Genomic DNA, 25,174 nt, shown 5'->3' on the forward strand with positions numbered 1-25,174 from the left:
AAAACAAACTAACTACATAATTAATATCCTGGGTTATTTTCTAAGATTTCGCTGTTTCTCTCTACCTCTTTCTGTGGAAGGGGAAACAATAAGTGCTTGCTCACATCAAAAAGTGAACTGGAAGAAAGGTTAGTGCTAAATTGGGCATCGTCGCCGGTCCACCCTGTTAGGTTAATGTCGCCGGCAACATGCCAACGTTTTAAATCCCACCAGCGCTGGCCCTCACCAGCCAACTCAATAAAGCGCTCATCCATGATCCATTTCATGATCGTATCAGGATTTGTTTCACTGGTGGAGTAATCAGCAGGTATTGTGCCATCATTTGTACCTGATGCCAGACCCCAATCCCTTGCTCTTTTTCGAACATTGTTAACCAGTTGAATTGCTGTAGATGGATTACCCGACTTTAAATGTGCTTCTGCTATTAAGAGGATAAGGTCGCCATATCGTAACACTCGTTCATTATTACTGGATGTATCAAAAACATTACCTTGTTGCTGGTCTAGTTCAGCTAGTGTATACTTTTGAAATAGCCTTCCACCTTCATTGTCATCAGCTCTAAGAAAGTAACTAATTCTAGGATCGGTACCAAAAGCATTAAACAACTTATCAGTTATGAGAAAACGTGTATTTGCATAATTACTAATACTGGTAGAACCTGCTACGGACATCATTCCTCTAAAAATACTTAAATCTTCAACACCCCGCCAAGGGCCATCATTCTCTAAAAAGATATTACTAAATGCACTTGGTTGCCCAGCTTGTATTTCAAATAAAGATTCTTGATTATTTTCGGTAGCTACGTCAAAATTATCCAAATATCTTGTGGATAAGGTTGCTGTAATAGCATTGAAAGTTGTGATTGCTTCAGTATAATCATTGGATCCTGAGTAGTTGGCTTTAAAAACCAACGCCTTGGTCAATAAGGCACGGGCCGAGTTTTTTGTAGCTCTACCCCTATATTCTGCACTCCAACTTTCCGGTAGAATGGCTAAGGCAGCTTTTGCATCGGTAATGACTTGTTCCAAAACTTCAAGATGGTCACTTTTTGGCGTATTTGCTTCATCTGCGTTTAGAAATCTTTGAGTAACAATAGGTACATTGCCATAGATGTTGAAAAGATTATAGTACGCATAGCTCCTTAAAAACAGCGCTTCCCCTTCCATGTAGGGTATCTCATCAGCCCCATCGTAAGCAGAAAAATCTACACTATTAACCTTGTCAATAATTACATTCGACTTGGAAATCATTTCATAGGTTTTGTCGAAAATCCATTCAACCCGAATATTATCAGGTCTTAATGTTCCGTCAAACAACTCTTCAGCGGTGCGTGAACCATTTGTTTCTGTAAGGTCATCACCAGGTAGTAACCAAAGGCTATTGGCCCAATTTCCATTATCCCCGGCATTGTAATGGTAATAATCATACAGCTTGGCGTATATCCCAAAAGTTATTTTTCTAAACTGGGTTACATCTGCAAAGTAATTTGCTTCAGTGTTTTTTAAGGGGGGGGCATCAACTCTATCTTTATCACAACCAGTAATAATAAGTATTAGAGCGCAAACGGATACTATAAATATTGTTTTCATTTTTATATTTTTAAAATTAAAATGACACTTTTAAACCCATCATAAAGGATTTGGGCAGTGGGAAATTATCGTTGGTAGGATCAATACCCCTCCAATCGTAGATGTAAATGTTATTTTGACCACTCACATAAATACGGAATGAACTAACAGGGTCTTTTAGCTTTCTTAAAAATGCACCTGGTACCGTATAACCTAACTGCCAATTATTCAATCTAAAAAAAGCGGCACTTTCAACGTACCTATCCGAGAATCTATTGTTTCCAGCAGGGTCGCCAACTACTGCTCTGGGCATGGTGCTGGTTGTGTTGGATGGTGTCCATCTATCCAATACAGAAATATTATAATTTGGTCCAGCACCTGACATACCCTCTTGTACCGCTCTATTATAATTGTACTTGTCAACATCGCCTTCACCATAAAAATTAAGTGATAAGTCAAAACCTTTGTACCCAGCATTTAAATTAAGGCCATAGGTGTAAGCAGGAATTGTATTGCCAATTTCTGTTTGGTCATTGGAATTAATTTGGCCATCAGGGATAGAACTATAAAATGGTTCTTCTTCGGTAGGATCACCCTGGACATCTTGAAAATACAAATCTCCTGGTGCTACAAAACTAACATCTTGGACTCCTGAATCAGGAGTGGCCGCATAAAAGGCGTCAATCTCTGATTGCGTCTGAAAGATGCCACCAACTTTATAACCCCATATATGCCCCAACGATCGGCCTTTTTCTACTCTATACGTACGTTGAAACTGATTTTGTGAGTACAACGGCTGATCATTGTATAATTTTGTTACTTCATTTTCAAGAAAACTTACGTTTGCCGTAACACCATAGGTAAAATTCCCTATGTTGTCATTGTATCCAATTTGTAAATCGACCCCTCTGTTCTCAAGCTCTCCAACATTTAGAATTGGATCATTTGTACCTACACTTAAAGGTAAATTAACCGTTTGTTGTATACCTCTTTGGGTACGGTTATAAATTTCCATAGTCATATTAAATTTGTAATCAAAAAGTGTGGCATCAAATCCAAAATAGGTGGTTTCGGCCACTTCCCATTCCAAAGCTTCATTTGGAAAATCATTTAAACTGCCAGCTGTATAATAAGTACCTAAACCATTTCCATCTCCCGATCCTAAACGAACTGAACCTCCACCACCATTAACTCCAGATAGGTATGCGTATTTCCCAACTGCTGCTTCATCATTACCTGCTTCTCCATAACCGCCACGTAGTTTTAGGTCATTTATAAAGCTTACGTTTTTCATAAAGGATTCGCTACTAACTCTCCAAGCACCTGAAAGAGAATAGAAACTACCCCAACGATAATCTGGTGCCAAACCAGAACTAGCATCTCTTCTAAAAGAACCATCTAAATAGTACCGGTCAGAAAAACTATAACTCAAACGCCCTACATAGCCAAACCAATCTCTTTCATTCCACCCAGCGAATGAACTATTATTATTGAGATCATTTCCGTAAGAAATTCTATCCAAATTTCTTATGTCTTCAATATTATCGCCAGATAAATCCCTATTGTGTGAACGTTGAAATTGATCTTGTAGCGCAGTGGTCAATACAAATCTGTGATCTCCAAAACTTCTTTCATAAACAGCACTAATATCGAACTGATAATTATAAAAATAATTGTTCCTTGACCCCCAGCTACCTAAACTGTTTGGAGCATTGGGAGAATCCTCTTTAGGATCTAAACCTGAAGGATTAAAAATATTGGTTCTATAGGTCCTTGTGTTATTACGATCTTGGGAAACATAGTCCAAATTAAGACTTGTACGCAAGGTTAACCCCTCTACCGGATATACTTCTACATATCCCTGACCAATTTGTCTCGAATTTTCAAAAATACTACGATTCAAATCAGCAAAAGCTAAAACATTTCGCTGACTACCTTGTCCATAAATTTTAGCGGGTTCCCAGCCATCGCTAGGGGGATCTAATACCTCGGCAAAACCAAACTCATTCGTAGAATCCAATAGTGGCTGCCAAGGGGCTGCTGTTGCTATTGAACCTATACCTGCTTCCTCGGTATCTTGTTCTTGATATGCATATTTATAATTAAGGCCTACTTTAAGCCAATTTTTAATTTTGGAATTGATATTAAAGGAAGCCCTGTAGGTCCTTAGTTCATTTCCTCTTAAGTTACTTTCTATATTGTCATATCCAATTCCGAGATAATAATCAGTATTTTCATTGGCTCCGGACACTTTTACAGAATACGATTCGGTAATGGCATTTCTTTTAACAAGATCGTCTTGCCAATCATAGGTCGTATTATCACTTATGTAATAGGGACTCTCGGGATCAAATTGTGGTGAAAAGGAGATTCGCCTCGTAACATCATTGGCGGCATCCCTACCATATAATTGATTTTCAATAGTTATATTGGGGTTTCGGTTGTTTGCATACATTTCTTGTACCAAGTCCTTGTACTGCTGAGTGTTGAGCATATCAAACCTACCTATATTTTGAAAACCATAATGGCTGGAGTATTCTATTTTGGCTCCGCCCAATTTGCCCTTTTTAGTGGTAATAAGAACCACCCCATTAGCACCTCTACTACCATAGATGGCAGCAGAAGAAGCATCCTTTAATACCGATATGGATTCAATATCATCCGGATTGATCATTGTGAAAAGGTTAGGTGGCGGTTGGTTGCCACTTCTACCTATTAGGTCCAAATTACTGGCCGTGGGCGGGGTTATGATTTGACCATCTATCACATACAGAGGTTGGGCATTACCTTGCCAACTACCAATACCTCGTACGTAAATTTCTGGCTGCGAATTGGGATCACCACTGGAATTAATTACTCGAACACCAGTGGTATTGCCCTGTAACGCAAACTGAGGCGATGCGAAGGCAGTTTTTTCCAATTCCGCACTTGAAACAACGGATACCGATCCTGTTAGGTCTTTCTTTAATTTAGACCCAAACCCTATTACAACAACTTCCTCTAGTGTGGAAGCCGACTCCTCTAATGTTATATTTATGGTACCTTGTTCTTGCACCGAAATTTCTTGAGTATGATAACCTAAATATGAGAAAACAAGTATTGCATCTGAACTTGAAACATTAATGGAATAATCTCCATCAAAGTCGGACATGGTTCCATTGGTCGTTCCTTTTTCTATGATGTTCACCCCTGCCAATGGTACCCCATCATTGTCGGTAATTGTTCCTCTAATAGGTTGTTGTACAATTTTAGTTTCGGGCCGGACGGGTTTTTCCTTTAAGAAAATTGTACCGTTTTCGGTAAAACTAAAATCGAAATTGGTTAGTATAGCACATTTACCCAAAAGATCGCCCACTTTCATACGCCCTTTCCTTACCTCAATCTTTGGAGTGTTTTTAAATAAATCCGATTTGTAAATGAAAGTGTAATCGGTCTGCTTTTTTACAATTTCAAATACTTCCTCAATAGAATATTTTCCGTTACTATCAAATGTGATTATTTTGTTTTGGGAAAAGCTCTTTTCGGGGTTTACTCCCAATGATATAACTGAAAATAAAAAGATAAAGATTTTCATGATTGTGATCAGGGGTCTAAATACCAAAGAAATTGGTACCCCGTTTGGTTTGGTTTTCATAAATTTGAATGTTAGTTAATGTTAATTAATTAATGTTTCGGGGATGGAGGTTCAAATTGTCCAAATTCAGACTCCATTCCCTTTTTTTTTAAAAGAGTTACTTCATAGTTATCGTTTTTTGGTTAATGATATAGGTCACTTCATTGGTACTTTCTATACTTTTCAATATTTCATTAATATCCTGTACCTTTTTAAATACACCGGTAAAGGTTATTTGTTTGATATCCTCACGGGCAAATATCACCTCAATATCGTACCAGCGGGATAACACTTTGGTAATATCTTCCAAGGATTTATTTTTAAAACTAAAAAAGCCCGTTTTCCAGGAGACCTCATTATATACATCTACCGGATTAATGGATATTTGTTTGTTTTCAATATTTAGAATTGCTTGTTGCCCGGGTAATAAATGGTTGGATGTTATACCGTTTTCAAGTGCAACCTTTCCTTCAACCAAAGTGGTAGCAATTATTTCTTCTTCCTGATATGCCTTGATATTGAACTCTGTGCCCAAAACATTAATTCTCTGTTCCCGATGTTCCACTATAAACTCCGAACCCTTGTGTTCCGAACTGGGGGTTACATCAAAATACGCTTCGCCATATACCAGTTCAACTTGTCTGGGTGCATTCTCCTTAAAGGTTTTTGGGTATTTTAATTTGGAATCTGAATTTAACCATACTTGGGTGCCATCGGCCAATACAATATAGAACTGTCCACCTCTTGGAATAGTCAATATGTTATAGATGGTGGTACTAATCTTGGCATCGGAGGCATTTTTGTAGACCAGTTGGGATCCATTGCTGAAAATGTTTGGTGTTTTATATTCTTTTCCTTTTTCCAATACCACATTGGAGCCATCTTCCAAGGTTAAAATGGCCCTATCCGTACCTGCCAAAATCGAATTTTGATCAAGCATGGGAGTAATGTTCACTTTTGGGTTGTTTGGCCTGTTATCCAACACAAACAAAATAGATCCCACCACCAATATGGCTGCAATGGCAGCTGCAATTTTAAAGTTTCCCTTGCTTTTTCTTTTGGGGTTGATCTTAGTGGAGATGGCATCCCAACCGGATTTAATGTCAACAATGGATTTTCCCTTCAATCGATTTTCCTGAACTCTTTTGAAAAATAATCGATGTTCCTCAGATTCATTATACCATTTGTTGAAAATGGCCATCTCCTCTTCATTAAGTTCCTCGTTAATTTTCTTTAAAATAAGTTTAAATTCCATCAATCCAATTTAGTTTGCCTTATAACTATGACAATCAAATAACTAAAATGGGTGACAAAATAATCGTAAATCCTTAGTATTATGTGAAAAAAATGTTTTAGATGTAAAAAAAGACAGTGTTTAATACAATACTGATAAAATGATAGCAATTGAAATTACCAGTTCGCCAAATTTTGCTTTGGCTCTTTTTAATTGTGTTTTAATGGTATTAACAGAAACTCCGAGCTCTTCTGCTATTTCAGAATATTTATAATTATTGGCAAAGCGCAATTTAACAATGGTACGCATTTTAGTGGGTAAGCTTTCCAGCACTTTAAGCATTAATGCAAGTTCCAAATTTTGTTCTTCTTGATGGAAGTAGTCCGGGTTGTAATCCGTTTCCAGCATGACCTGCATTTCCATAATATTGGCTGTGTCGGTAATTTTATTGGCCTTTAAAATATTCAAGCACCTATTGCGCACCATGGCATAGGTGTATCCTTTGAGGGTAGTTTGGATATTAATTTTATCTGCATTTTCCCATAAATAAATAAAAACATCCTGTACAACATCCTCACTTGAACTTTGGTGGAAGAGGTGTTTGATGGCGTAGTTGACCAAATCGGCATACCAATCCTCAAACAGCCGTTTAAAAACGAAGTGATTTTTGTTCTGTAATTCCCGTAAGATAGAAGCTGAGTCCAAATTATATTGCATTTAGTGTGCCCAAACCAAAAAAAGATATTGCATATAGTGAAAACAGTAATTAAATCAATAGCTATGTTTGGGAAAGTAATGGGATTCTTCCAAAAATCCAATCGTTTGTCCCCATGTCCAAAATTTTTTTACTGTAGAAAAATAATTCACCAAATAATCAAATTACGGCGCTACAATTTAGGTAAAATTATTAATCAAATGCGAATAATGCAAAATATCTTAAAATTCAAGATTAAATATGCAAAATAATCTACTGAATGTTGAGCTATAAATCCTTTCAATGTAAGTTTTATACTTGTGCATTCCTACAGGAACGGTTCCATAGCGGAGTTTTCAATATTATATGGGGGGGTGCAGAATCAAGGCCATAATATGAATTATAATAATCACCTAAAAGTATTCGATTCGTCCTAATTGTCAATGCATTGGTTATGAGTGCTTTTTAATGATGAGCCTGTTTTTTTTTATTACTGGTGAAGTAGGGTACGGGTATAAATTTTTATTAAGTGGGAAACAAATTGCGGTATAGGTGAATTGAAATGATATTGCCTTTTTTTTGTTCGAAACCGATATCAAATCATAAATTAGTTTTAGCTTTGTGGCATAAATGGGGTGCTTGCCATTCAAGGCAGGCTGAGATGATACCCAGGAGTTTTGGCTCCGAACCTGATCCGGATAATGCCGGCGTAGGGATTTCAGTTCGATGTTGCACTCTTGCATGTCGCTACTATCTTCATCTTCCCATTTCATAAATAAAAGGGAATTGATGGAGAATTTTTTTACACAGCTTACATGGTTGCAGGCTTTAGGAACAGTACTTGGTGTTGCCCAGGTGTTGTTGGCCCGGAATAATAATATCCACAACTATTTATTTGGAATTGTTTCCATTCTGATAGGCATTTGGGTATTGTACCAAACAAAACTGTATGCCGATATATTACTCCATCTGTATTATTTGTTTATGAGTATTTACGGCTGGCTTTATTGGAAATATGGGAGAAGCAAGGAAGAAGCGCCAATTACCTATTCGGACAAGGCAGAACAAATAAAGGCCATTGGCATTGTAATCGCCTGTTTTGCACTAATGGTCCACTGGTTAAGGAATTATACCAATTCGGATGTACCTATCTGGGATGCGGCTGTAAGTGCCTTTGCCTGGGCGGGGATGTGGTTGATGGCCAAAAGGAAGATGGAGAATTGGATCTATTTGAATATTAGCAATCTTATTTCAATTCCTTTGCTTTTTTACAAAGAGCTGTACATTTATGCCGGGCTGACTATTTTTTTGTTCATAGTGGGAACCTCGGGATATTTTAAATGGAGGGAATTAATTAATAAAGACACCAGTGGAGAACCTGTTAAAGCTTAGAAAATTATATGAGGGAGCCAATGTTTTTCCACAAGAAATTTTGAATTGGATCGATGATGGGAACCTCTGGAACCTTTGGGTTCCCAAGGCCTTTGGCGGATTGGAATTATCCCTTTCGGAGGGATTGACCAGACTAAAGGAATTGGCCAAGATGGATGCCAGCCTGGGATGGACCATTACCCTCTGTAGTGGAGCCAATTATTTTATAGGCAATTTACAGCCAAGCAAGGCTCGTGAAATTTTTAAGGGTAAGGACTTCAATCCATGCTTGGGTGGAAGTGGAGGGGTATTTGGTACAGCTGAGATTGTTGATGATCATTACAGGATTTCAGGACAATGGCGCTATGCCACAGGTGCTCCCTACCTTACACATTTTACGTTAAACGCGGAAATTGTGGAAAATGGAATCCAATTACGGAATAATGATGGGTCGCCAAGAGTGCAATCGTTTGTGATTCCGAAAGAAGCAGTGCAGATTATTCCGGACTGGAATACTATGGGCCTTAAGGCTACTGCCACCCATTCTTTTGCAGTTGATGCATATAGGGCCCATAAGAGTTGTAGTTTTAGTTATAATGATTGTTACCTGTCTCATCCTATTTTTAAGATTCCCTTTGCTCTGTTTGCTGATTTAACACTATGGGTCAATTATATTGGTATTGCCAAAAACTTATTGGAAGAAGCCAGTACGGTTATAGCGAAAGGGAGGTTGCAAGCTTTGGAGGATACGATCCTCGAGTCGGATTATAAACTATTCCTTTACGCTTCTCAAATAGAGAAAACAATCAATGCTGAAAAGGTATTTGAAGTGCACTATACGGAAGAAATTCACCATGCAGCTGTAATATCCGTGAAAGAAATCTCACGGAATATCATAGAAGTATATCCCAGTTTAGGAGTAAAGGCGAGCACAATGGGCAACAGGTTAAACCAAATATTCTGTGATTATTTTACGGCGACCCAACACCATATTTTTACAAGGAAATGAACTGTTTGAAAAGCTCGCATAATGTTCCGAAGTTGGTATTTTATTTTTGGACCAAAAAAGAAACTAGACAGATAATTGTTTTGTCTAATTTTTTTGGAGGGCTACCAATTCTTCCAAGACATCCTGTGCCTCTGCATATTTTTTGTCGCTTTCAGACCGATTAATGCTAGAAAGTGTATGCCACTCTTTCATAAGTCCGTTGTATTTTATTTGAAGTTTCTCTTCCGTGGATTTGTTTCTAAATATTCCGAACATGACTAATTTGGATCAATCCCAAAAGTTGTGTGTGAATTACAAAAAAATATAATTTACTATTTCAAGTTTGTATCCTGTTCATTTTTTGCATCGCCCAAAAAACGAACCAAAAAACGCTAGGCTGATTTTAAATTTCTTTAAATCTAAGCACTTTCCACGGCCCCGGCGTCCAGGCCGCTTTCACTTGGGTGAAATGCTCTATGGACGCCTACCTGAACCCAATGTGGAAACTACTTGATTTAATACGAAATTGAAAATAGGCCGTTTCTTACGTTCCGTCAACCTTCAAGTGAGGATAAGTCATTTTCCGTTATTATAAACCTTTGGACATTGCCCTCAAGGTCTATGGTTTGGTAACTCTTCTTCCGTCGTGGAGATGGCTTGGCCGTTAAGAATTATTGAAGCCTTGGAAATAATTTAGGCCATGGCATCGGTACTTAAAATCCAGAGATTTTAGGGACCACCTAGCTAAGAAGGGTCTTTTCTCCTGCCTGCCGGAAGGCAGGTTTGTTTAGCTCATGGCTGGTTATTTTCCTAATTATGTATTCTTGAACCTGCGGTTTCGTTTTATTCATTGCCTTTTTATTTTATAATAAGGTATTCATGAATCTCCTGCGTCGGTTTCATTGGACAAGCAAAGAAATCGAAGATTCACGAAAACCATTAAAAAACAATAAAAACCACTTGAGTAAAATGAAAGAATAATTTAATCATTGGTTTTAATAAATTGCTCCTATTAATTAAAACTATTGATCAAAAAACACGACTGATCAAATTAATCCTGATTTTTTGATAAACACAACAATTGGTCATGATCCACTAATTTTTTAAGTGTTGCGTAATTTTGGAACTCATGGGTTTGGTATTGGAATAGAAATAATCTATCAAATTACCCTTTTCGTCCACGAGATATTTTTGGAAATTCCATTTTACAGTTGAATTTTTATGGCCATTCATGGTTTTGTCTGTAAGCCACCTGTACAAAGGATGTTGGTCTTTCCCTTTAACATTGATTTTTTCGGTCATCAGGAAATTTGCCCCATAATTAACTTCACAGAATTTTTCAATGTCTGCAGCCTTACCTGGTTCTTGACCTCCAAATTGATTACAGGGCAAGCCAATAACCACTATTTGGTTTTTATGAGTTTCATGGAGTTCCTGCAATTGCTTGTACTGGGGGGTAAAACCGCATTTTGAGGCCACATTTACTAAGAGGATGTATTTGCCCTCAAAGTCTTTCATATTAATGGGCGTACCACTTAAGTTATTAATTTTGATGTCATAAATTGATGGCAAATGCATCTTTTCCTTGGGTTTGGAACTAGTGAATAAGGTTTCGGCAAATATTTTGAAGGGATTCATGCATTAAATTTTAAAGGTTACTATGCCATAGTCCATTTCAAATATTTGTCCAGAGATGGAGGATGCCTTTCCCGATAATAAAAATTCCGCCATTTCTGCTACTTCCTTGGGGTTTAGAAATTTCTTTAAAGGATGGCGCTCTTTAATATTTTCGATCATTTTTTCATTGCGCAGAAGTTTCGACGCCAATTGGGTATCCGTAACCGTGGGAGCAATGGCGTTAATACGGATATTGGGTGCCAATTCCGCTCCAAGGGACTTTACCAAACCTTCTACCCCGGATTTGGCCGTTGCAATACTGGCATGATAGGGCATGCCCAATTTGGCGGCAACTGTGCTAAAGAGTAAAATTGAGGGCCGTTCGCTCCGTTTTAATACCTCCAAATACTTCTGAATGGCCTTGACCGCACCAACAACATTTATTTCAAAGTCTTCCCGAAAGTCTTCCAAACTTAACCGTGCTATTGGTTTTAAATTGATGCTTCCTGGACAGTATACCAAGGCATCCATGTTGGTAATTTCCGGTAAATCGCCGCTCAGGATATCAACATTATAATGAGTTAAGTTGGCATGGTGCTGTTCTGGGACCGATCTACTAAGGTTGATCACTCTATGGGAATCCAATAAAGTTTCAACAATAGCCTTGCCTATGCCTTTACTACCGCCAATTATAACTACTGTTTTCATGTTAGGTATGTCTTATACTTGGCTCACCAAGTTTCGGCCTTTTAACCTTTTTTCCACTTTACGTTTTATAGCGGTTAGGCGTTTCATGATGTCCATAATACTGTCATCCTTCTTGCTTTTATAAATTTCATTCAGGCCTAGTATCAAGGCTTTTGCTTTTCTCGAAATTTCAATTCTGTCGCTAGTGGAAAGCGATTTTAGTTTTCTTTGTTCAAATTCCAATGCTTCGTTTATGATGTCCATAATTTTAGTCTTTAATGTAGTTTTGTAATTCTGTTATTTTTGATGTTGTATTGAATTTTCCTCCATAATAGGAGGTTACCGTCGTGGAGGATTCGTCCTTAATGCCCCTGGAGGAAACACATAGATGTTTGGCGTCAATAATGACGGCCACGTCCTCCGTACCCAAAATAGTTTTTAGATCCTCCGCAATTTGGTTGGTTAGACGTTCCTGAACTTGGGGCCTTTTGGCATAATATTGTACAATTCTGTTCAACTTGGACAAGCCTATTACTTTACCAGTGGAAATATAGGCTACATGTGCTTTCCCTATAATTGGTACAAAATGGTGTTCGCAGTTGGAATAGAAGGTAATGTTCTTCTCTACCAACATTTGATTGTATTGATATTTGTTGTCGAATAAAGCGATCTTTGGCCTGTTCTTTGGATTTATTCCAGAAAAAATTTCATCGATATACATCTTGGCAACACGTTCTGGTGTGCCCTTTAAGGAATCGTCAGTTAGGTCCATCCCCATAACGTCCATAATTTCCTGAAACAATAGGGCAATACGTTGTTTTTTCTCCGTATCCGAAAGTTCAAATGCATTTGCTTTCAATGGTGTATCCAAACCGGTATATAGATGGTCGTCGCCAATATCAGCAAGGGTAAAACCATTTAATTTATGGCCATTTATTTTATTTGGGGCTACAGTTTTTGTGTTCATTTTATCTTTTTATTGTGCTGTACCTATGTACGCTTCCCATAAGTCAAAGCACCGTTAGCGTTTTGTAATTGCGTTTTGTGTAATCTGGTTTTGTCCAGAACATTTAAAGTGTCCTTGAGCTGGTGTTCTTAATTTTTGGTGTGTGATGGCGCGGACTTCAGCAACTTGATGCCAAGTTTTAAAGCCATTTGGAGTCATTTCCAGGCCCATGGGATTAACCACTTCTTGCCCAAAGATTGAAAACTGATAGGTTATGGCTTCAAAAGGTGTTCTTTTTATCCAGGCCATTCCAATTATACGGTCAATATCCCCTTTGCTCAAACTCCTTTAAAATTTAAAAAATCATATTTGGATTCATATCCTGCTTTTTGTTTCAACAACTTATGTAGGAAAGATTTACTTTTTTCAAAGGCTACATCCCTTCTGAACCGAATAAATCGCCCTTGGGAATATAGACTACTACAGTCGTTGTTGTAAATTATCAGTTGGTAATATGGAATAACCCATGTGAAATTGGTAAGACCTTTAAAGATTCCCACCAGTATTCCTAAAGGCCGCAATTCAATATTGGCGTAAGTAGCGTCAAAGGAGCTATTGAGAAAATCTTTCATATTGGCGCTGTATTCCTCTATAATCATTCTATTGGAAACAGTCCCTTTCATCCTTATGGATTTTATAAGGTTGAATGGTTTCCCAACCAGATCATTTATAAGTAGGGAAATATCTTTGTTACTATGTGAAGTTTCTAAAATCATCTTACCGTTGCACTCTTCTCAAAGTTACAAAATGTTTAATGGATTTTAAAATTAGTTAAACAGAATTTGATTCTATTTTTCTATTATACTATAAGCTATGGTTATGGAAAACTCTATTTGGAAACCAGTTTATTGATCAAGCCATTGAAAATAAGACCATGAAAGGGGTAGACGCTGTACCAGTACAAACGGCCAGCAATTCCACGGGGCCTAAAGGTTGCGGTCTGTTTAAGAAGTCCATTCTCAATTCTAAATTCGAGCCACGCCTCTCCCGGAAGCTTCATTTCTGCATATAGTAATAATTTTTTTTCTTTCTTATCACTGAAAATTACCCGCCAAAAATCCAAAGCATCACCGGCATCCAATTCTGAAATATGGGTTCTTCCCCTACGTAGACCGATACCCCCTGCCAATTTGTCCAGATATCCCCTTATTTTCCAGAGAAAATTTCCATAGTACCAGCCCGTGGTACCTCCGATAGACCAAATTTTGTTAATCGTGTCCTCCTCATTTTGGATTTTACGTTCTTTATAATCCTTAAAACATCCGTATATGGGAACATTAATGTATTTGTGAAGGTTATTCTTTAGTCGGCCACTGCTAATCATGGAATCTTTCCAGCTAGACACAATACTGTTCTGTTCAATTTTTTCGAAAGCCAATTGCACCGCCTCTTTATATGTTATAGGGTGCACGTCCAGGAGTTGATTGATATTACTGGATTTTCCAACGATTTGCACGCCCATGCTATCCACTAAGGTAGTTGCCAATTTGTAGGAGGTAGAGGTTACAAAGTAAAGCCAATAGGAAGAAAGTTTTGGGGTCATGACCGGTACGGTTAAAATATACCGTTTTAACCCCCGGATTTCTGCAAATTTTAAGAGCATTTGCTTATAGGTCAAAATTTCTGGCCCAAAAATGTCAAATGAGGTGTTGTAAAGATCTTTCCTTGCTTTTGCTTTTGATAAAAAGGCCAAAACATCCCTTACTGCCAGGGGTTGGGTTTTGGTGTTGAGCCATTTCGGAGCTACCATTACGGGGAGTTTCTCCACAAGATCCCTAATGATCTCAAAAGATGAACTTCCCGATCCCACAATGATACCTGCCTTAAAAACGGTGAGTGCGTACGAATCCGAAGCTAGAATTTCCTCCACATTTTTTCTGGACTGTAAATGTTTGGAAAGTTGTTCCTCATTTGAAATACCGCTTAAATAAATTACTTGTTTTAAGTTGGTAGTGGAAAAATAGTTTTTGAAATTGGCCGCACAGGCCGCTTCCAAACGCTCAAAATTGTTCGAAGAATTGGACATGGAGTGTATTAAATAGTACGCCACATCAATATCTTTGGGGATATATTTTAAAGTTTCCGGTTTTAAAAAATCGGCCTCTACAATACTGATATTATCATCCTCTAGGTAGGTTTTGTCGGCTCTTAATGTATCGCGTACAACACAGACCACCTGATGCCCTTCGTTGGTTAAAACGGGAATCAATCTTTTGCCGATATACCCTGTGGCTCCTGTTACGAGAATCTTCATTTTTTATATTATTTTGGATACACTGTTCAACCTATTCGAAACATTAATATTTATTAAAGTTGTTGATCTTAATGTTGCTGGCTTTTAAATCGAACATAAGGTTATATAGTCCAAAAAAGGTCCTATTAATATAGATGAAATGTTTGGATCCCCTATTGCCGTTCATTTTACGCAGTTCCGTACTCTTTGAGTAGCGCTGTCCCAATTCCGTGATTTTACCGAAGAACCCACTATCTGAAAAATCGAAGGTTTCTGCCTGAAACGGCTGGGTGAAAAGGCTCAACAAATCATGGAACATTGCAGTGAAGAATTCCGTTTCCTCTTTTGAATCGTCTTTACGTAAAATTTCCAGTTCGTATAATTTGCTCACAAAAAAATTATGGTCCCTAATATTTTCCGGTTTCGCCAGTTCAAAATAAGGGACATAAAATTCCTCGGGAATAATTTTCATACAACCGAAATCGAGTGCAATCAATTTACCTTCCCTGGATACCAAGAAATTTCCAGGATGTGGGTCGGCATGAACTTTTTTCAGTCTGTGAATCTGAAACATATAAAAATCCCAAAGGGCCTGTCCCAATGTATTGGCCTTATCCTGATCGGTGTTATAGCCCGTAAACTCAGAAAGATGTTCTCCTTGCATGTAGTCCATGGTAAGAATTCGGTCGGAGGACAATTCTTCGTAATATTGGGGAAACAAAAGGTTGTGAATTCCTGAGCAGGCTTCGGCAATTTCCTTGCTTTGTTCCATTTCCAATACATAATCTGTTTCCTCTAGTAACTTTCCTTCAACTTCCTTGAAGTACTTGTCCGAATCTTTGCCTTTTATGTTAAACATTTTTATCGCAATGGGCTTAACTAGGGCAAGGTCGGAGGCTATACTATCGGCAACTCCTGGATATTGGATTTTCACAGCAAGTTTTTTCCCATCTTTTACTGCCTCATGGACTTGACCAATACTGGCAGCGTTTACTGAAGTTGTGTTGAAGGAATCAAATAGTTCATTGGGCAGTTTGCCAAAATAATTTTTAAATGTCTTGATTACCAAGGGAGGTGATAATGGGGGGACGGAAAACTGCGCCAAGGAAAATTTCTCCACATATGCTTGGGGCAAGATGCTTTTTTCCATACTTAACATTTGGGCAACTTTTAGAGCACTTCCTTTGAGCTGTTTTAGGCTGTCATAAATATCTTCGGCATTGTTCTCGTTAAGTCTTGTTCTTGCCTGAAGCTCGGTTTTTGTAAGTTTATCACCATAGTACTTCAGGTAATTTACCCCAACCCTGGCACCCGTGGACACCAATTTTGTGGCACGATGTATTTTTGAAACAGGTATATTGTCTATGGTTTTCATCTATCAATTTTTAGTTCTTGTGCATTCTTTCCTTGAAAAGAAATTTTCCAAAGTCGACCACACTTTTAAGTGGGGTAATGTTCAAAATATCAAAACTAGTATTGACGGATTTTTCTATAAAAATATCGGTCTTTTCAAAAGAAGCTGAGGTATCTTCCATCCAGAATTTAAGGGTCAATAACAATTGTAGCCAGGCCGATTCCTGTAGGGCCCGGCGTTGGATTTTATCTATTTGCTCCTGTTTTAGGTCAAGAGTCTCTATATTGAGACCCTCAACGAAGGAGACAAAGCTCTTTTTTAGCTCCGATAATAGGGCTAAACTTTTAAGACTGTTTTTATGCTGCTGCAAGGCATAAACCACATAACTTCGGTTGGCTGTCAAATTTTCGAAAAAGGTGAAGTAAAAACTCAATAGTTTATTACGCGCATCGAAAGATTTATAATCATCGCTTTTCAGCAAGACAGAAATAGTGTTGTTGAAAATAGCTTTAAATACATGTTTTTCAACAGCCTCAAAAGAACCAAAAAATTTATAAAATTCCGATTCTTCAAAATTGTTGGCTTTGGCGAAAGCGTTGACCGACTTTGGATTTTCATTATGTTCCAGGACAAAATCCATGTAGGATGCAATTATGTCGTTTTCTGAAATAGTTTTCTTTTTTGCCATGACTTTGAATTGTAGGGCACAAGGTACAAAATGTTTAACCTTTTTATTGAAATATTAAACAAACTTTAACTTGAATTTAGGGCGAAGAGCTTGCAGAAACCTTTAAAAGGCCAATTGTATTCCTTTATTACCCGTTTAAAGCGTTTTACCAATAGGAAATAGGTTCACATCCCTTTATGGCGATTAGGAGGGGTGACACCTCTTCGTTAAGGGGTTGTACATCAATAAAGGAGGTCAGCAACAGATGCAGCTTCTAAGTGGAATTTCAATGCTCATACGTTTGTCTGCCTCATCGGCAGACTGCCTCACCTAGGGTAACTGACTTAAACCTTGGGGTATCAAAGGCTTTGGACCAAATGATCTATCTTGGAAAAGGCAACTATGGATTTGGGCAAATCTTTTTGATTTATGTCTTGGAGCATTTTTCCCGATATCCAAAGCTCTGAAGTAGTATCCTTTAGCAGCAAGTCGTAAAAATCCTTAAGATAGGCCATAATATTCTCCCTGTGTGGTTGTACCGTAAAATAGGAAACAAATACAATATTGTTGTATAAGGGTAATAAATCCTTTAAACAGGGTATGGGGATGCTTTGTCCAAGAAATATGGCATGGTAGCCTTTGGACAGGATTTCATAATTCAGGAACATTAATCCCAACTCGTGAATTTCATTATCGGGAAGGTATAGCACAAAAGTCTTGGATGAATTAGTGGGCGTACTGAATTGCAACTTTTCCGTATTTACCAAAATCTTTTGTTTGATCAGGGCGCAAATAAAATGTTCATGGGAGGGTGTTATGGTATCGGTTTGCCATAACAGTCCTACTTCATTTAAAAAAGGGATAAAATCGTCATAGAAGATCTCCCTAAACGACTTTTCCTTTAAAAGCCCATTATAGGTTTTGGAGAATAAGGCCTGGTCAAAATTCATCATGGCCATTTTAAAGGAATTTAAAACATGTCCGTTATTGCTTTGATCGGAAACCAAATTTCTTACTACGCCGGGAATTTTATCCTCCCCCAACTGAGAAATCTTGGAAATTTTATAACCGTTATTGTAAAGGAATGTAACATTAAGAAGTTTTTGCAGGTTCTCTATATCATAGCATCTAATGTTGGTATCCGTTCTGTTAGGTTGAAACAGATTGTAGCGTTTTTCCCATATTCTAATGGTATGGGCCTTAATTCCTGAGAGATTTTCAAGGTCCTTTATGCTAAAATTACTTTTAACGTTGTTCATTTATTTTAAAAAAAGATTAAACAAAAATATGGTTTTTATGATTCATTTCAAAGTTTTGTTCGAGGCTTAATATGCCAGTATGTTGGTGTGCCTAGCCATTTATAGGTTGTGTAAGAAAATGGAATACCTTGAAAATACAGGATTTTCAATATTTGCCATAGCAATGGCAAATCGTATCTTTATAGCTGAACAAATAAGAATTGAAATCATACAGCCAACTCATTTTTAATAATCTTAGGGAACTGCTCTACTTTTTAAAAAGTACTAATTTCTCCAAGGCCATTCTGATTGCCATAGCTGTTACGGTACCTATTTTACTTTCCATTAAGTGGGGGCATTTGGAAATTGGATTGGCCCTTTGCTTTGGGGCTTTTTGGAGTTCACCTAGTGATGTGAGCGGTAATTTTCGACACAAAAAGTTTGGGATCCTATTTTCTGCGGTCCTGGTTATGGTGGTAAGTTTCATTGCAGGTTATTTGAAATTAGAAACTAGATTACTTATTCCCGTTTTGGGATTGTTAACATTTGCTATCGCTTTTATTTCCGTGTATGGGTTTAGGGCCTCCCTTATTAGTTTTTCCGGCTTACTGGCCTTGGTATTGAGCTTTGCCCACGAATCCCAGGAACTCGAAATTTATGAATACGCGATTTTAATAGGGGTTGGGGGACTATGGTATTTGTTTTTGGCAGTGCTTTGGTACCGTATAAACCCTAAGGCGCAAACCGAAGAACTTTTTGGGGAGACCTATAGGCTTACTGCTGAATTTTTGGAAACCAGGGGGCAATTGGTTGGTCCTAAGACGGACCGATTGGAATTGCAGTCCAAATTATATGAAATACAGAGTAAGTTAATTGAGCATCATGAAACCCTAAGGGAAATATTGCTTCTTTCGAGGAAAAGTTCTGGAAGATCAAGTTATCAGGCCAAGAGGCTGTTGATCTTTGTTGAATTGATAGATATGCTCGAAACGGCGATCGCCAATCCTGTCAATTATGATAAAATGGATGCGCTTCTTGGAGATCACCCAGAGTTTATAGAGAGCTTTCAGAATTTAATATTCGAAATGGCAAGTCAACTAAGGTTAATTGCCGACATGGGAACCGACCATAATAAGTTTCCCAAAAATTCCAAATTGGCACAATGTTTTGAAAAGGTGGAAAATGAAATCACAAGTTTCAGGAACGATACGGGTGCTGGGGATTTTGAGGGGGGACTAATGCTTCAAAACCTATTTCATTATCTGGAAAAACAATTTGAGAAGCTTAAAAAGATAAAATGGCTTCTTGGAAATCCGGATATGGGTTCGGTAGATTTAATAGACCAGGCTGCTGCCAGACGCTTTATAGTTCCCCAGGATTACGATCCCAAACTATTGCTGAGTAACTTTAGTTTTAGGTCTACCATATTTAGACACTCGTTAAGGTTGTCCGTGACCGTTATGGTGGGGTATGCCCTTGGTAATTTCTTCGATTTTCAAAACCCGTATTGGATACTATTGACTATTATAGTCATAATGCGGCCCAGCTACGGCCTTACTAAATCCCGTACAAAGGATAGGATTATTGGAACACTTTTAGGTGGTGCTATTGCCACCGGTTTTGTTTTTTTAATTCAGAACCCTTATGTATTTGGGGTTTTGGGAGTGGTGTCTTTGGTCGTAGCCTTTTCAATGGTGCAAAAAAATTATAGGGCAGGGGCTACCTTTATAACACTTACCGTAGTATTCGTTTATGCCATTATCCGTCCGGACATAATAACCGTAATACAGTACAGAATATTGGATACGCTCATCGGTGCTGGCCTGTCCTTTATGGCCATGTTGTGGATTTTGCCGGCCTGGGGGTTTATGGAGATCAGGGAACAAATAGAAAATAGCGTTAAGGCCAATAGGGAGTTTCTTGCCCAAATTGCCCATTATTATGAACTAAAGGGAAAGGTGACTACCACTTATAAGATTTCCCGTAAGGAAGCTTTTGTGGAAACTTCCAACCTTAGCTCGGCCTTTCAGCGCATGGCACAAGAACCTGTATCAAAACAAAAGAATCTGGATAAAATATATGAACTGGTTGTGCTGAACCATACTTTTCTGTCATCTTTGGCATCCTTTAGCACATATATCCAGAATAACCCTACCACTGAGGCTACGTTAAAATTTAAAAAATTTATTTCTCAAATTGATAAAAACCTAGAGCAGGTACTTCTTGCTTTGGAAGGTTCAAAATTGGACCAGGCCCTTGTTGACCTTCAGAACGGTCCAAACTCCAAGGAACAGCTACCTACCTTTGTGCCACAAAGGATAGAACTTTCCTCTCCCATGGATATAAAATTGGAGCGCGAGCTTCAGGAAGCCCATTTGGTAACCGAACAATTACAATGGTTGTATTCCTTAAGTGGGAAAATGTTAAGGTTGGTCTCGAAAATTGAGTTTGACTAGTAGATCTGTAGTACCTTTTTAGGTAGTGTTCTTGGAGGTCGTATCTATAAGTAGCACGGATAGCTCCTTATTATGAGCTATAATAATCGTGGTCACCAATCCTTTTATGATCAATACTTGTAAATATTGCTTGTCCATTACAATTTGAAGCATTTATGTATTTTTACAATTATGACATTTATGTACAATAACATCTTTAATTTATGATCAAAAGAATTATTCTTACCCCTTTCCAAAAATTCGTAAAAATTGAGAGTTTAAGTGGTGTTCTCTTGTTTAGCGCCACACTCATAGCCATGATTTGGGCCAATTCTGGGTTTAGTGAATCCTACAATTCCTTATGGCAATATAAAATAGGCATTGGTTCCGATGCGTTTCAGCTTACAAAACCCCTTTCTTTATGGATCAACGATGGGCTCATGGCCTTGTTTTTCTTTTTGATAGGATTGGAAATAAAAAGAGAATTGCTGATTGGGGAACTCAATGAATTTCGAAAGGCTATATTTCCATTGTTTGCTGCTCTCGGGGGAATGCTTTTCCCTTTGGCTCTGTTCCTTTTTTTAAATGATCGGCCCCAAACGGCACCGGGATGGGGAATCCCCATGGCAACGGATATAGCCTTTTCATTGGCCATACTTCAGCTCTTGGGAAATAGGGTTCCCTTAAGTTTAAAGATATTCCTTACGGCCTTTGCCATAGTGGACGATTTGGGCGCAGTCTTGGTTATTGCAATTTTTTATAGTGGTGGGGTTGATTGGTTTTTGATCTTGTATTCATTAATTCCCTTTCTAATACTTTCTTATCTTGGATTTAAAGGTATTTATTCCAAATATATGACTGTAATTCTTGGATTTATTATTTGGTTGCTATTTTTGAAATCGGGAATACATCCAACGATAGCAGGTGTACTTGTGGCATTTACCGTGCCAATACGGCAAAAGATCGATATGAATTATTTTAAGGAGAACCTTTCCAAAATAATTGAAGGTATTTCCCAATCCAATAACGAAAAGGTTCCGATCTTGTCCAAAGAACAAATAGGGCATATGGACGACCTTGACGATTTGACCGATAAATTTACCTCACCACTTCAGAGGTTGGAACATCGACTTCACGGCTGGGTAGCTTATTTTATTATGCCGGTTTTTGCCCTGGCCAATGCGGGAGTGGTTTTCAGTACCAATGTGGATTTTGATATCCCTTTGATGATGAATATCGCCATAGCTTTATTTCTTGGTAAATTGTTTGGGATTACATTGATGTCTTGGTTGGGGGTTAAACTCCGGTTGGCGCTATTGCCCGGTGATATGAACTTTGTTCAGGTTACTGGAATAGCTATTTTGGCAGGGGTAGGCTTTACCATGTCCATTTTTATTGCCAATCTGGCATTTTCAGATAATGCAATACTGATAGATTCGGCTAAGGTGGGTATCTTGATAGGTTCGGTTGTTTCCGGTCTGGTGGGGTATCTGGTACTAAGGTTTAGTGGTGGAAAGAAAAAGGATCAATAAGGGTTGGACTTAAATACGGTCTGAAAATGGGTCATGGTATCGGCTCCCACATGGATGCAATGTGTTTGGAGTGCAAATCTTTTTTACCTTATTTGGCTTGAAGGGTCAGTGCTTCGAGAACAATTGAACAGGCAATCCAAGTAATCCTGCATCTATTTTTTTTCGTGATTGGCGGGGTCAGTCGCAAGGCTGCGACCAAATTCAAGCTATAGCACCTTTCTTGGAGGACGGTTCCCATTCTGTGCTGATTTCTAGTAATTCTTCTAAGATTTAGCAGGAATTCCATGTTCAAAATGGCCGTTGTTTGTATAAGATATTGATCACCTGATATATGTCATTTTCAAAGATCCCTGACTTATTTATTTTTAATCCCGTAAAATTAAAATTTATGATCTGTGCACCTACAGAAAACTACAAGGAATTTTATTTGGTAAGGGAAGAAGCGTGGATCGAACTTTATGTGCTGCCCGATTAGGGGAAATTGAACTTGGGATTTTATGGCGGCAGCCGCCAGTTTTTATATCGGTTAATGGATAAATAATTTAGGTAGAAATCTAAAATGACTTTTTGTACTGATTTAATGCTGAAATAATTCAAAGAATAGAAATATGCGAATTGCAGTTTTAATTATCTTGATTATTCACGGTCTTATACATTTGATCGGATTCGCCAAAGCTTTCCAATTTGGGGAGATGGCACAATTCACCAAAGCGATTTCAAGACCAATGGGCATACTTTGGTTTTTGGCAGCCATAATGTTCATTGTAACCGCTATAGGATTGTTCTTAAGAAAGGATTGGTGGCCTTTACTGGGCCTGGCAATGGTAGTTCTTTCCCAAGGCTTGATTTTTACTAGCTGGATGGATGCCAAATTTGGAACCATTGCGAATGCCATTATTTTGTGCGCAGCTATCATAGGTCAAGCAACTATACTATTTGAAAGAAGTTTTAAAGATGATGTTGTTTTTGCTATGAACACTGTTGCCCCAAGTAAGGAAGTTTTAAGTGAAGAGGATTTGGCACCTTTGCCCATTTGCGTTCAAAAGTATCTGGGTTATGTAGGTGCAGTGGGAAAGCCAAAGGTGTACAATATGAAAATTGTATTCAAAGGCGAAATGCGGGACAAAGGCAAAGATTGGTTCCCTTTTGAATCGGTTCAATATAATTTCTTTGGGGTGCCAAGGCGCTTGTTTTTTATGAAGGCCAAGGTAATGGGCCTTCCTACCAATGGCTATCATAAGTATACCAACGAAACTGCCCGCATGCAAATAAAACTTTTATCGCTTTTTCCTGTAGTGGACTTGGAAGAACCGGAATTGTACCCTACGGAAACCGTCACCTTTTTTAATGATCTATGCCTATTTGCCCCAGCTGCCTTAATAGACGACAGAATTAGTTGGGAGACCCTGGATGCCTTAAGTGCAAGGGCCACCTTTCATAATAATGAAACTATAATATCTGCCGAATTGTATTTTAATGAAAAGGGGCAATTGGTGAATTTTGTGTCCAATGACCGTTATTCCGTAGCGGAAATGAAAGCATTTCCATTTTCAACACCTGTAAACAATTACAAAAATATAAATGGCTACCAATTGCCTTCTTATGGCGAAGCTACATGGCATTATCCTGATGGGGAATTTGTATATGGAAAATTTGAAGTAGCCGATATAATTTATAATGTTACCGATGCCAATAGGTAGTTTTAATTTGTGATAGGAAAGGTTTAGAAATTTCTGTGAGTGCGCTACGAAAGCATATTCTAATTTTAGGGCTTTAATTTACACTTGTAATGGTGCGCCGGATAAATTGGATCCTGTATGGTATTGGCTGTGGTTTAATTATTAATTTCGCAGTCATAAGGCTACCACCATTATTGTAATGGTCATATTATAAAACGGGGATTGACTATGAAATTTAAAATCGATGGGTTTGTCCTGTCTATAATAGCTGTCATTGGAATAGCTTATGTTTTTCCCTATTGGGGTACGGCAGACAGCGGTGTTCCGATCGATACGATTGGTACAATAGGAATTTCCTTAATCTTCTTTTTTTATGGATTAAAATTGAGTCCCTCTAAATTAAAGGCCGGACTTAAGAATTGGAAGTTGCACTTGTTGGTGCAGGCATCCACTTTTTTGATTTTTCCCTTAATCGTTTTGGCATTTTATCCACTTATACAAAATGAAGAGCAGCAGACCTTATGGTTGGCCTTCTTTTTTTTGGCGGCCTTACCCTCTACGGTTTCTTCCTCGGTGGTAATGGTTTCTATAGCCAAGGGCAACATCCCTGCAGCAATTTTCAATGCCAGTATTTCGGGTATAATTGGTATTGTCATTACTCCGCTTTGGATGGGATTCTTTGTTCAAAATGCCGGAACAGATTTTGATTTTACGGAAATATACACAAAACTTGTACTGCAGATTATTCTGCCTGTAGTTTTTGGGTTTTTTCTACAGCGATATTGGGGGGAGTGGGCACAGAAGTACAATAGAAGTTTATCCTTCTTCGATAAATCCATTATTTTGCTTATAATCTATAAAAGCTTTGCCGGATCGTTTGAAGAAAACATTTTTGGTACGGTATCCTTTGTGGATTTGTTGATACTTTTTATAGCGGTACTAGGGTTGTTTTACCTTGTATTTTTAATAACAGGTTTTGTGGCCAAAAAACTAAAATTTAATACCGAGGATCAAATTACGGCCCAGTTTTGTGGCACCAAAAAATCCTTGGTGCATGGTACTGTTTTCTCTAAAATTCTTTTTGGCAATATGGCTTCCATAGGTGTAATTTTGCTGCCCTTAATGGTATTCCATGCCACCCAGATTCTAATTTTGAGCATAGTGGCCGGTATTCGAGCCAATAGGCCAGTTGCGCCGAAACCTACCGAAGTGGTATAGCCTAAAAACAAAATGGACCAAGTTTCCTTTGAATTTTACA

The 25,174-nt window shown here is 38.1% G+C and carries 22 protein-coding genes; 6 read left to right on the top strand and 16 right to left on the bottom strand.

Features of this window, described 5'->3' with window-relative positions; all coding sequences use genetic code 11:
* Window positions 1–20: 20 nt before the first annotated feature.
* The 4 genes from QSE00_RS14580 to QSE00_RS14595 all read right to left on the bottom strand — a co-directional run bounded on the left by QSE00_RS14580 (window position 21) and on the right by QSE00_RS14595 (window position 7,120).
* A complete protein-coding gene (locus QSE00_RS14580; protein WP_286106505.1) occupies window positions 21–1,589 on the bottom strand; it encodes a RagB/SusD family nutrient uptake outer membrane protein in 1,569 nt (522 codons plus the stop codon).
* Window positions 1,590–1,605: 16 nt separating this feature from the next.
* On the bottom strand, window positions 1,606–5,202 hold the full coding sequence (locus QSE00_RS14585; RefSeq protein ID WP_286106506.1) for a SusC/RagA family TonB-linked outer membrane protein: 3,597 nt from the start codon (window positions 5,200–5,202) through the stop codon (window positions 1,606–1,608).
* Between the two features lie 97 nt (window positions 5,203–5,299).
* A complete protein-coding gene (locus QSE00_RS14590; RefSeq protein ID WP_286106507.1) occupies window positions 5,300–6,436 on the bottom strand; it encodes a FecR family protein in 1,137 nt (378 codons plus the stop codon).
* A gap of 120 nt (window positions 6,437–6,556) precedes the next feature.
* Window positions 6,557–7,120 carry an RNA polymerase sigma factor gene (locus QSE00_RS14595; RefSeq protein WP_286106508.1) on the bottom strand — a complete coding sequence of 188 codons (564 nt, stop codon included), beginning with the start codon at window positions 7,118–7,120 and terminating at the stop codon, window positions 6,557–6,559.
* A gap of 775 nt (window positions 7,121–7,895) precedes the next feature.
* Between QSE00_RS14595 and pnuC the strand changes: the two genes are divergently transcribed.
* Complete coding sequence (pnuC, locus tag QSE00_RS14600) at window positions 7,896–8,501, top strand: nicotinamide riboside transporter PnuC (RefSeq protein WP_459076844.1); 606 nt, start codon at window positions 7,896–7,898, stop codon at window positions 8,499–8,501.
* Window positions 8,479–9,489, top strand: coding sequence for an acyl-CoA dehydrogenase family protein (locus QSE00_RS14605; RefSeq protein ID WP_286106511.1), 1,011 nt, complete (start codon window positions 8,479–8,481; stop codon window positions 9,487–9,489). Before pnuC ends, QSE00_RS14605 begins: the two co-directional genes overlap by 23 nt.
* Before the next feature lie 84 nt (window positions 9,490–9,573).
* Here QSE00_RS14605 and QSE00_RS14610 read toward each other — a convergent pair whose 3' ends face one another.
* From QSE00_RS14610 to QSE00_RS14660, 11 genes are all read right to left on the bottom strand, one after another.
* A complete protein-coding gene (locus QSE00_RS14610; protein ID WP_286106512.1) occupies window positions 9,574–9,744 on the bottom strand; it encodes a Lacal_2735 family protein in 171 nt (56 codons plus the stop codon).
* 819 nt (window positions 9,745–10,563) lie between these two features.
* Window positions 10,564–11,106, bottom strand: a complete 543-nt coding sequence (locus tag QSE00_RS14615; RefSeq protein ID WP_286106513.1) for a glutathione peroxidase — start codon at window positions 11,104–11,106, stop codon at window positions 10,564–10,566.
* 3 nt (window positions 11,107–11,109) lie between these two features.
* Window positions 11,110–11,793, bottom strand: coding sequence for an SDR family NAD(P)-dependent oxidoreductase (locus QSE00_RS14620; protein WP_286106514.1), 684 nt, complete (start codon window positions 11,791–11,793; stop codon window positions 11,110–11,112).
* Between the two features lie 12 nt (window positions 11,794–11,805).
* Window positions 11,806–12,036: a hypothetical protein gene (locus QSE00_RS14625; RefSeq protein WP_110356346.1), complete on the bottom strand. Its 231-nt coding sequence runs from the start codon at window positions 12,034–12,036 to the stop codon at window positions 11,806–11,808.
* A 4-nt stretch (window positions 12,037–12,040) separates the two neighbouring features.
* Window positions 12,041–12,739, bottom strand: coding sequence for a GTP cyclohydrolase I FolE (gene folE / locus QSE00_RS14630; protein ID WP_286106516.1), 699 nt, complete (start codon window positions 12,737–12,739; stop codon window positions 12,041–12,043).
* Between the two features lie 54 nt (window positions 12,740–12,793).
* Window positions 12,794–13,060: a DUF2805 domain-containing protein gene (locus QSE00_RS14635; protein WP_286106517.1), complete on the bottom strand. Its 267-nt coding sequence runs from the start codon at window positions 13,058–13,060 to the stop codon at window positions 12,794–12,796.
* Window positions 13,057–13,401 carry a hypothetical protein gene (locus QSE00_RS14640; RefSeq protein WP_286106518.1) on the bottom strand — a complete coding sequence of 115 codons (345 nt, stop codon included), beginning with the start codon at window positions 13,399–13,401 and terminating at the stop codon, window positions 13,057–13,059. The genes QSE00_RS14635 and QSE00_RS14640 overlap by 4 nt, the downstream gene beginning before the upstream one ends.
* Before the next feature lie 206 nt (window positions 13,402–13,607).
* Window positions 13,608–15,032 carry an SDR family oxidoreductase gene (locus QSE00_RS14645; protein ID WP_286106519.1) on the bottom strand — a complete coding sequence of 475 codons (1,425 nt, stop codon included), beginning with the start codon at window positions 15,030–15,032 and terminating at the stop codon, window positions 13,608–13,610.
* Between the two features lie 43 nt (window positions 15,033–15,075).
* Window positions 15,076–16,386 carry an ABC1 kinase family protein gene (locus QSE00_RS14650; protein WP_286106521.1) on the bottom strand — a complete coding sequence of 437 codons (1,311 nt, stop codon included), beginning with the start codon at window positions 16,384–16,386 and terminating at the stop codon, window positions 15,076–15,078.
* Window positions 16,387–16,396: 10 nt separating this feature from the next.
* Window positions 16,397–17,053, bottom strand: coding sequence for a TetR family transcriptional regulator C-terminal domain-containing protein (locus tag QSE00_RS14655; protein WP_110356351.1), 657 nt, complete (start codon window positions 17,051–17,053; stop codon window positions 16,397–16,399).
* A gap of 338 nt (window positions 17,054–17,391) precedes the next feature.
* On the bottom strand, window positions 17,392–18,291 hold the full coding sequence (locus QSE00_RS14660) for a MerR family transcriptional regulator (RefSeq protein WP_286106522.1): 900 nt from the start codon (window positions 18,289–18,291) through the stop codon (window positions 17,392–17,394).
* Between the two features lie 200 nt (window positions 18,292–18,491).
* Between QSE00_RS14660 and QSE00_RS14665 the strand changes: the two genes are divergently transcribed.
* A complete protein-coding gene (locus QSE00_RS14665) occupies window positions 18,492–20,726 on the top strand; it encodes an FUSC family protein (protein ID WP_286106524.1) in 2,235 nt (744 codons plus the stop codon).
* 18 nt (window positions 20,727–20,744) lie between these two features.
* On the opposite strand, the gene QSE00_RS14670 is transcribed toward QSE00_RS14665, so the two are convergent.
* A complete protein-coding gene (locus tag QSE00_RS14670; protein WP_286106525.1) occupies window positions 20,745–20,879 on the bottom strand; it encodes a hypothetical protein in 135 nt (44 codons plus the stop codon).
* A 50-nt stretch (window positions 20,880–20,929) separates the two neighbouring features.
* On the opposite strand from QSE00_RS14670, the gene nhaA reads away from it, so the two are divergent.
* The 3 genes from nhaA to QSE00_RS14685 all read left to right on the top strand — a co-directional run bounded on the left by nhaA (window position 20,930) and on the right by QSE00_RS14685 (window position 25,134).
* A complete protein-coding gene (nhaA, locus tag QSE00_RS14675) occupies window positions 20,930–22,237 on the top strand; it encodes a Na+/H+ antiporter NhaA (RefSeq protein WP_110356354.1) in 1,308 nt (435 codons plus the stop codon).
* Window positions 22,238–22,845: 608 nt separating this feature from the next.
* Complete coding sequence (locus tag QSE00_RS14680; protein WP_286106526.1) at window positions 22,846–23,937, top strand: DUF6544 family protein; 1,092 nt, start codon at window positions 22,846–22,848, stop codon at window positions 23,935–23,937.
* A 207-nt stretch (window positions 23,938–24,144) separates the two neighbouring features.
* Window positions 24,145–25,134: a bile acid:sodium symporter family protein gene (locus QSE00_RS14685; RefSeq protein ID WP_286106527.1), complete on the top strand. Its 990-nt coding sequence runs from the start codon at window positions 24,145–24,147 to the stop codon at window positions 25,132–25,134.
* The last annotated feature ends 40 nt before the right edge of the window (window positions 25,135–25,174 follow it).

The sequence above is a fragment of the Arenibacter flavimaris genome (assembly GCF_030291335.1).
In the GTDB taxonomy this organism is placed as follows: domain Bacteria; phylum Bacteroidota; class Bacteroidia; order Flavobacteriales; family Flavobacteriaceae; genus Arenibacter.

What these genes read in the sequence shown, in the direction of transcription:
- QSE00_RS14615 (WP_286106513.1), bottom strand. Translation starts at nt 11,106, where the DNA reads ATGAATCCCTTCAAAATATTTGCCGAAACCTTATTCACTAGTTCCAAA.
- QSE00_RS14645 (WP_286106519.1), bottom strand. Translation starts at nt 15,032, where the DNA reads ATGAAGATTCTCGTAACAGGAGCCACAGGGTATATCGGCAAAAGATTG.
- QSE00_RS14655 (WP_110356351.1), bottom strand. Translation starts at nt 17,053, where the DNA reads ATGGCAAAAAAGAAAACTATTTCAGAAAACGACATAATTGCATCCTAC.
- QSE00_RS14590 (WP_286106507.1), bottom strand. Translation starts at nt 6,436, where the DNA reads ATGGAATTTAAACTTATTTTAAAGAAAATTAACGAGGAACTTAATGAA.
- QSE00_RS14620 (WP_286106514.1), bottom strand. Translation starts at nt 11,793, where the DNA reads ATGAAAACAGTAGTTATAATTGGCGGTAGTAAAGGCATAGGCAAGGCT.
- QSE00_RS14680 (WP_286106526.1), top strand. Translation starts at nt 22,846, where the DNA reads ATGCGAATTGCAGTTTTAATTATCTTGATTATTCACGGTCTTATACAT.
- QSE00_RS14585 (WP_286106506.1), bottom strand. Translation starts at nt 5,202, where the DNA reads ATGAAAACCAAACCAAACGGGGTACCAATTTCTTTGGTATTTAGACCC.
- QSE00_RS14650 (WP_286106521.1), bottom strand. Translation starts at nt 16,386, where the DNA reads ATGAAAACCATAGACAATATACCTGTTTCAAAAATACATCGTGCCACA.
- nhaA (WP_110356354.1), top strand. Translation starts at nt 20,930, where the DNA reads ATGATCAAAAGAATTATTCTTACCCCTTTCCAAAAATTCGTAAAAATT.
- QSE00_RS14625 (WP_110356346.1), bottom strand. Translation starts at nt 12,036, where the DNA reads ATGGACATCATAAACGAAGCATTGGAATTTGAACAAAGAAAACTAAAA.
- QSE00_RS14610 (WP_286106512.1), bottom strand. Translation starts at nt 9,744, where the DNA reads ATGTTCGGAATATTTAGAAACAAATCCACGGAAGAGAAACTTCAAATA.
- QSE00_RS14660 (WP_286106522.1), bottom strand. Translation starts at nt 18,291, where the DNA reads ATGAACAACGTTAAAAGTAATTTTAGCATAAAGGACCTTGAAAATCTC.
- QSE00_RS14580 (WP_286106505.1), bottom strand. Translation starts at nt 1,589, where the DNA reads ATGAAAACAATATTTATAGTATCCGTTTGCGCTCTAATACTTATTATT.
- folE (WP_286106516.1), bottom strand. Translation starts at nt 12,739, where the DNA reads ATGAACACAAAAACTGTAGCCCCAAATAAAATAAATGGCCATAAATTA.
- QSE00_RS14670 (WP_286106525.1), bottom strand. Translation starts at nt 20,879, where the DNA reads ATGCTTCAAATTGTAATGGACAAGCAATATTTACAAGTATTGATCATA.
- QSE00_RS14685 (WP_286106527.1), top strand. Translation starts at nt 24,145, where the DNA reads ATGAAATTTAAAATCGATGGGTTTGTCCTGTCTATAATAGCTGTCATT.
- QSE00_RS14640 (WP_286106518.1), bottom strand. Translation starts at nt 13,401, where the DNA reads ATGAAAGGGACTGTTTCCAATAGAATGATTATAGAGGAATACAGCGCC.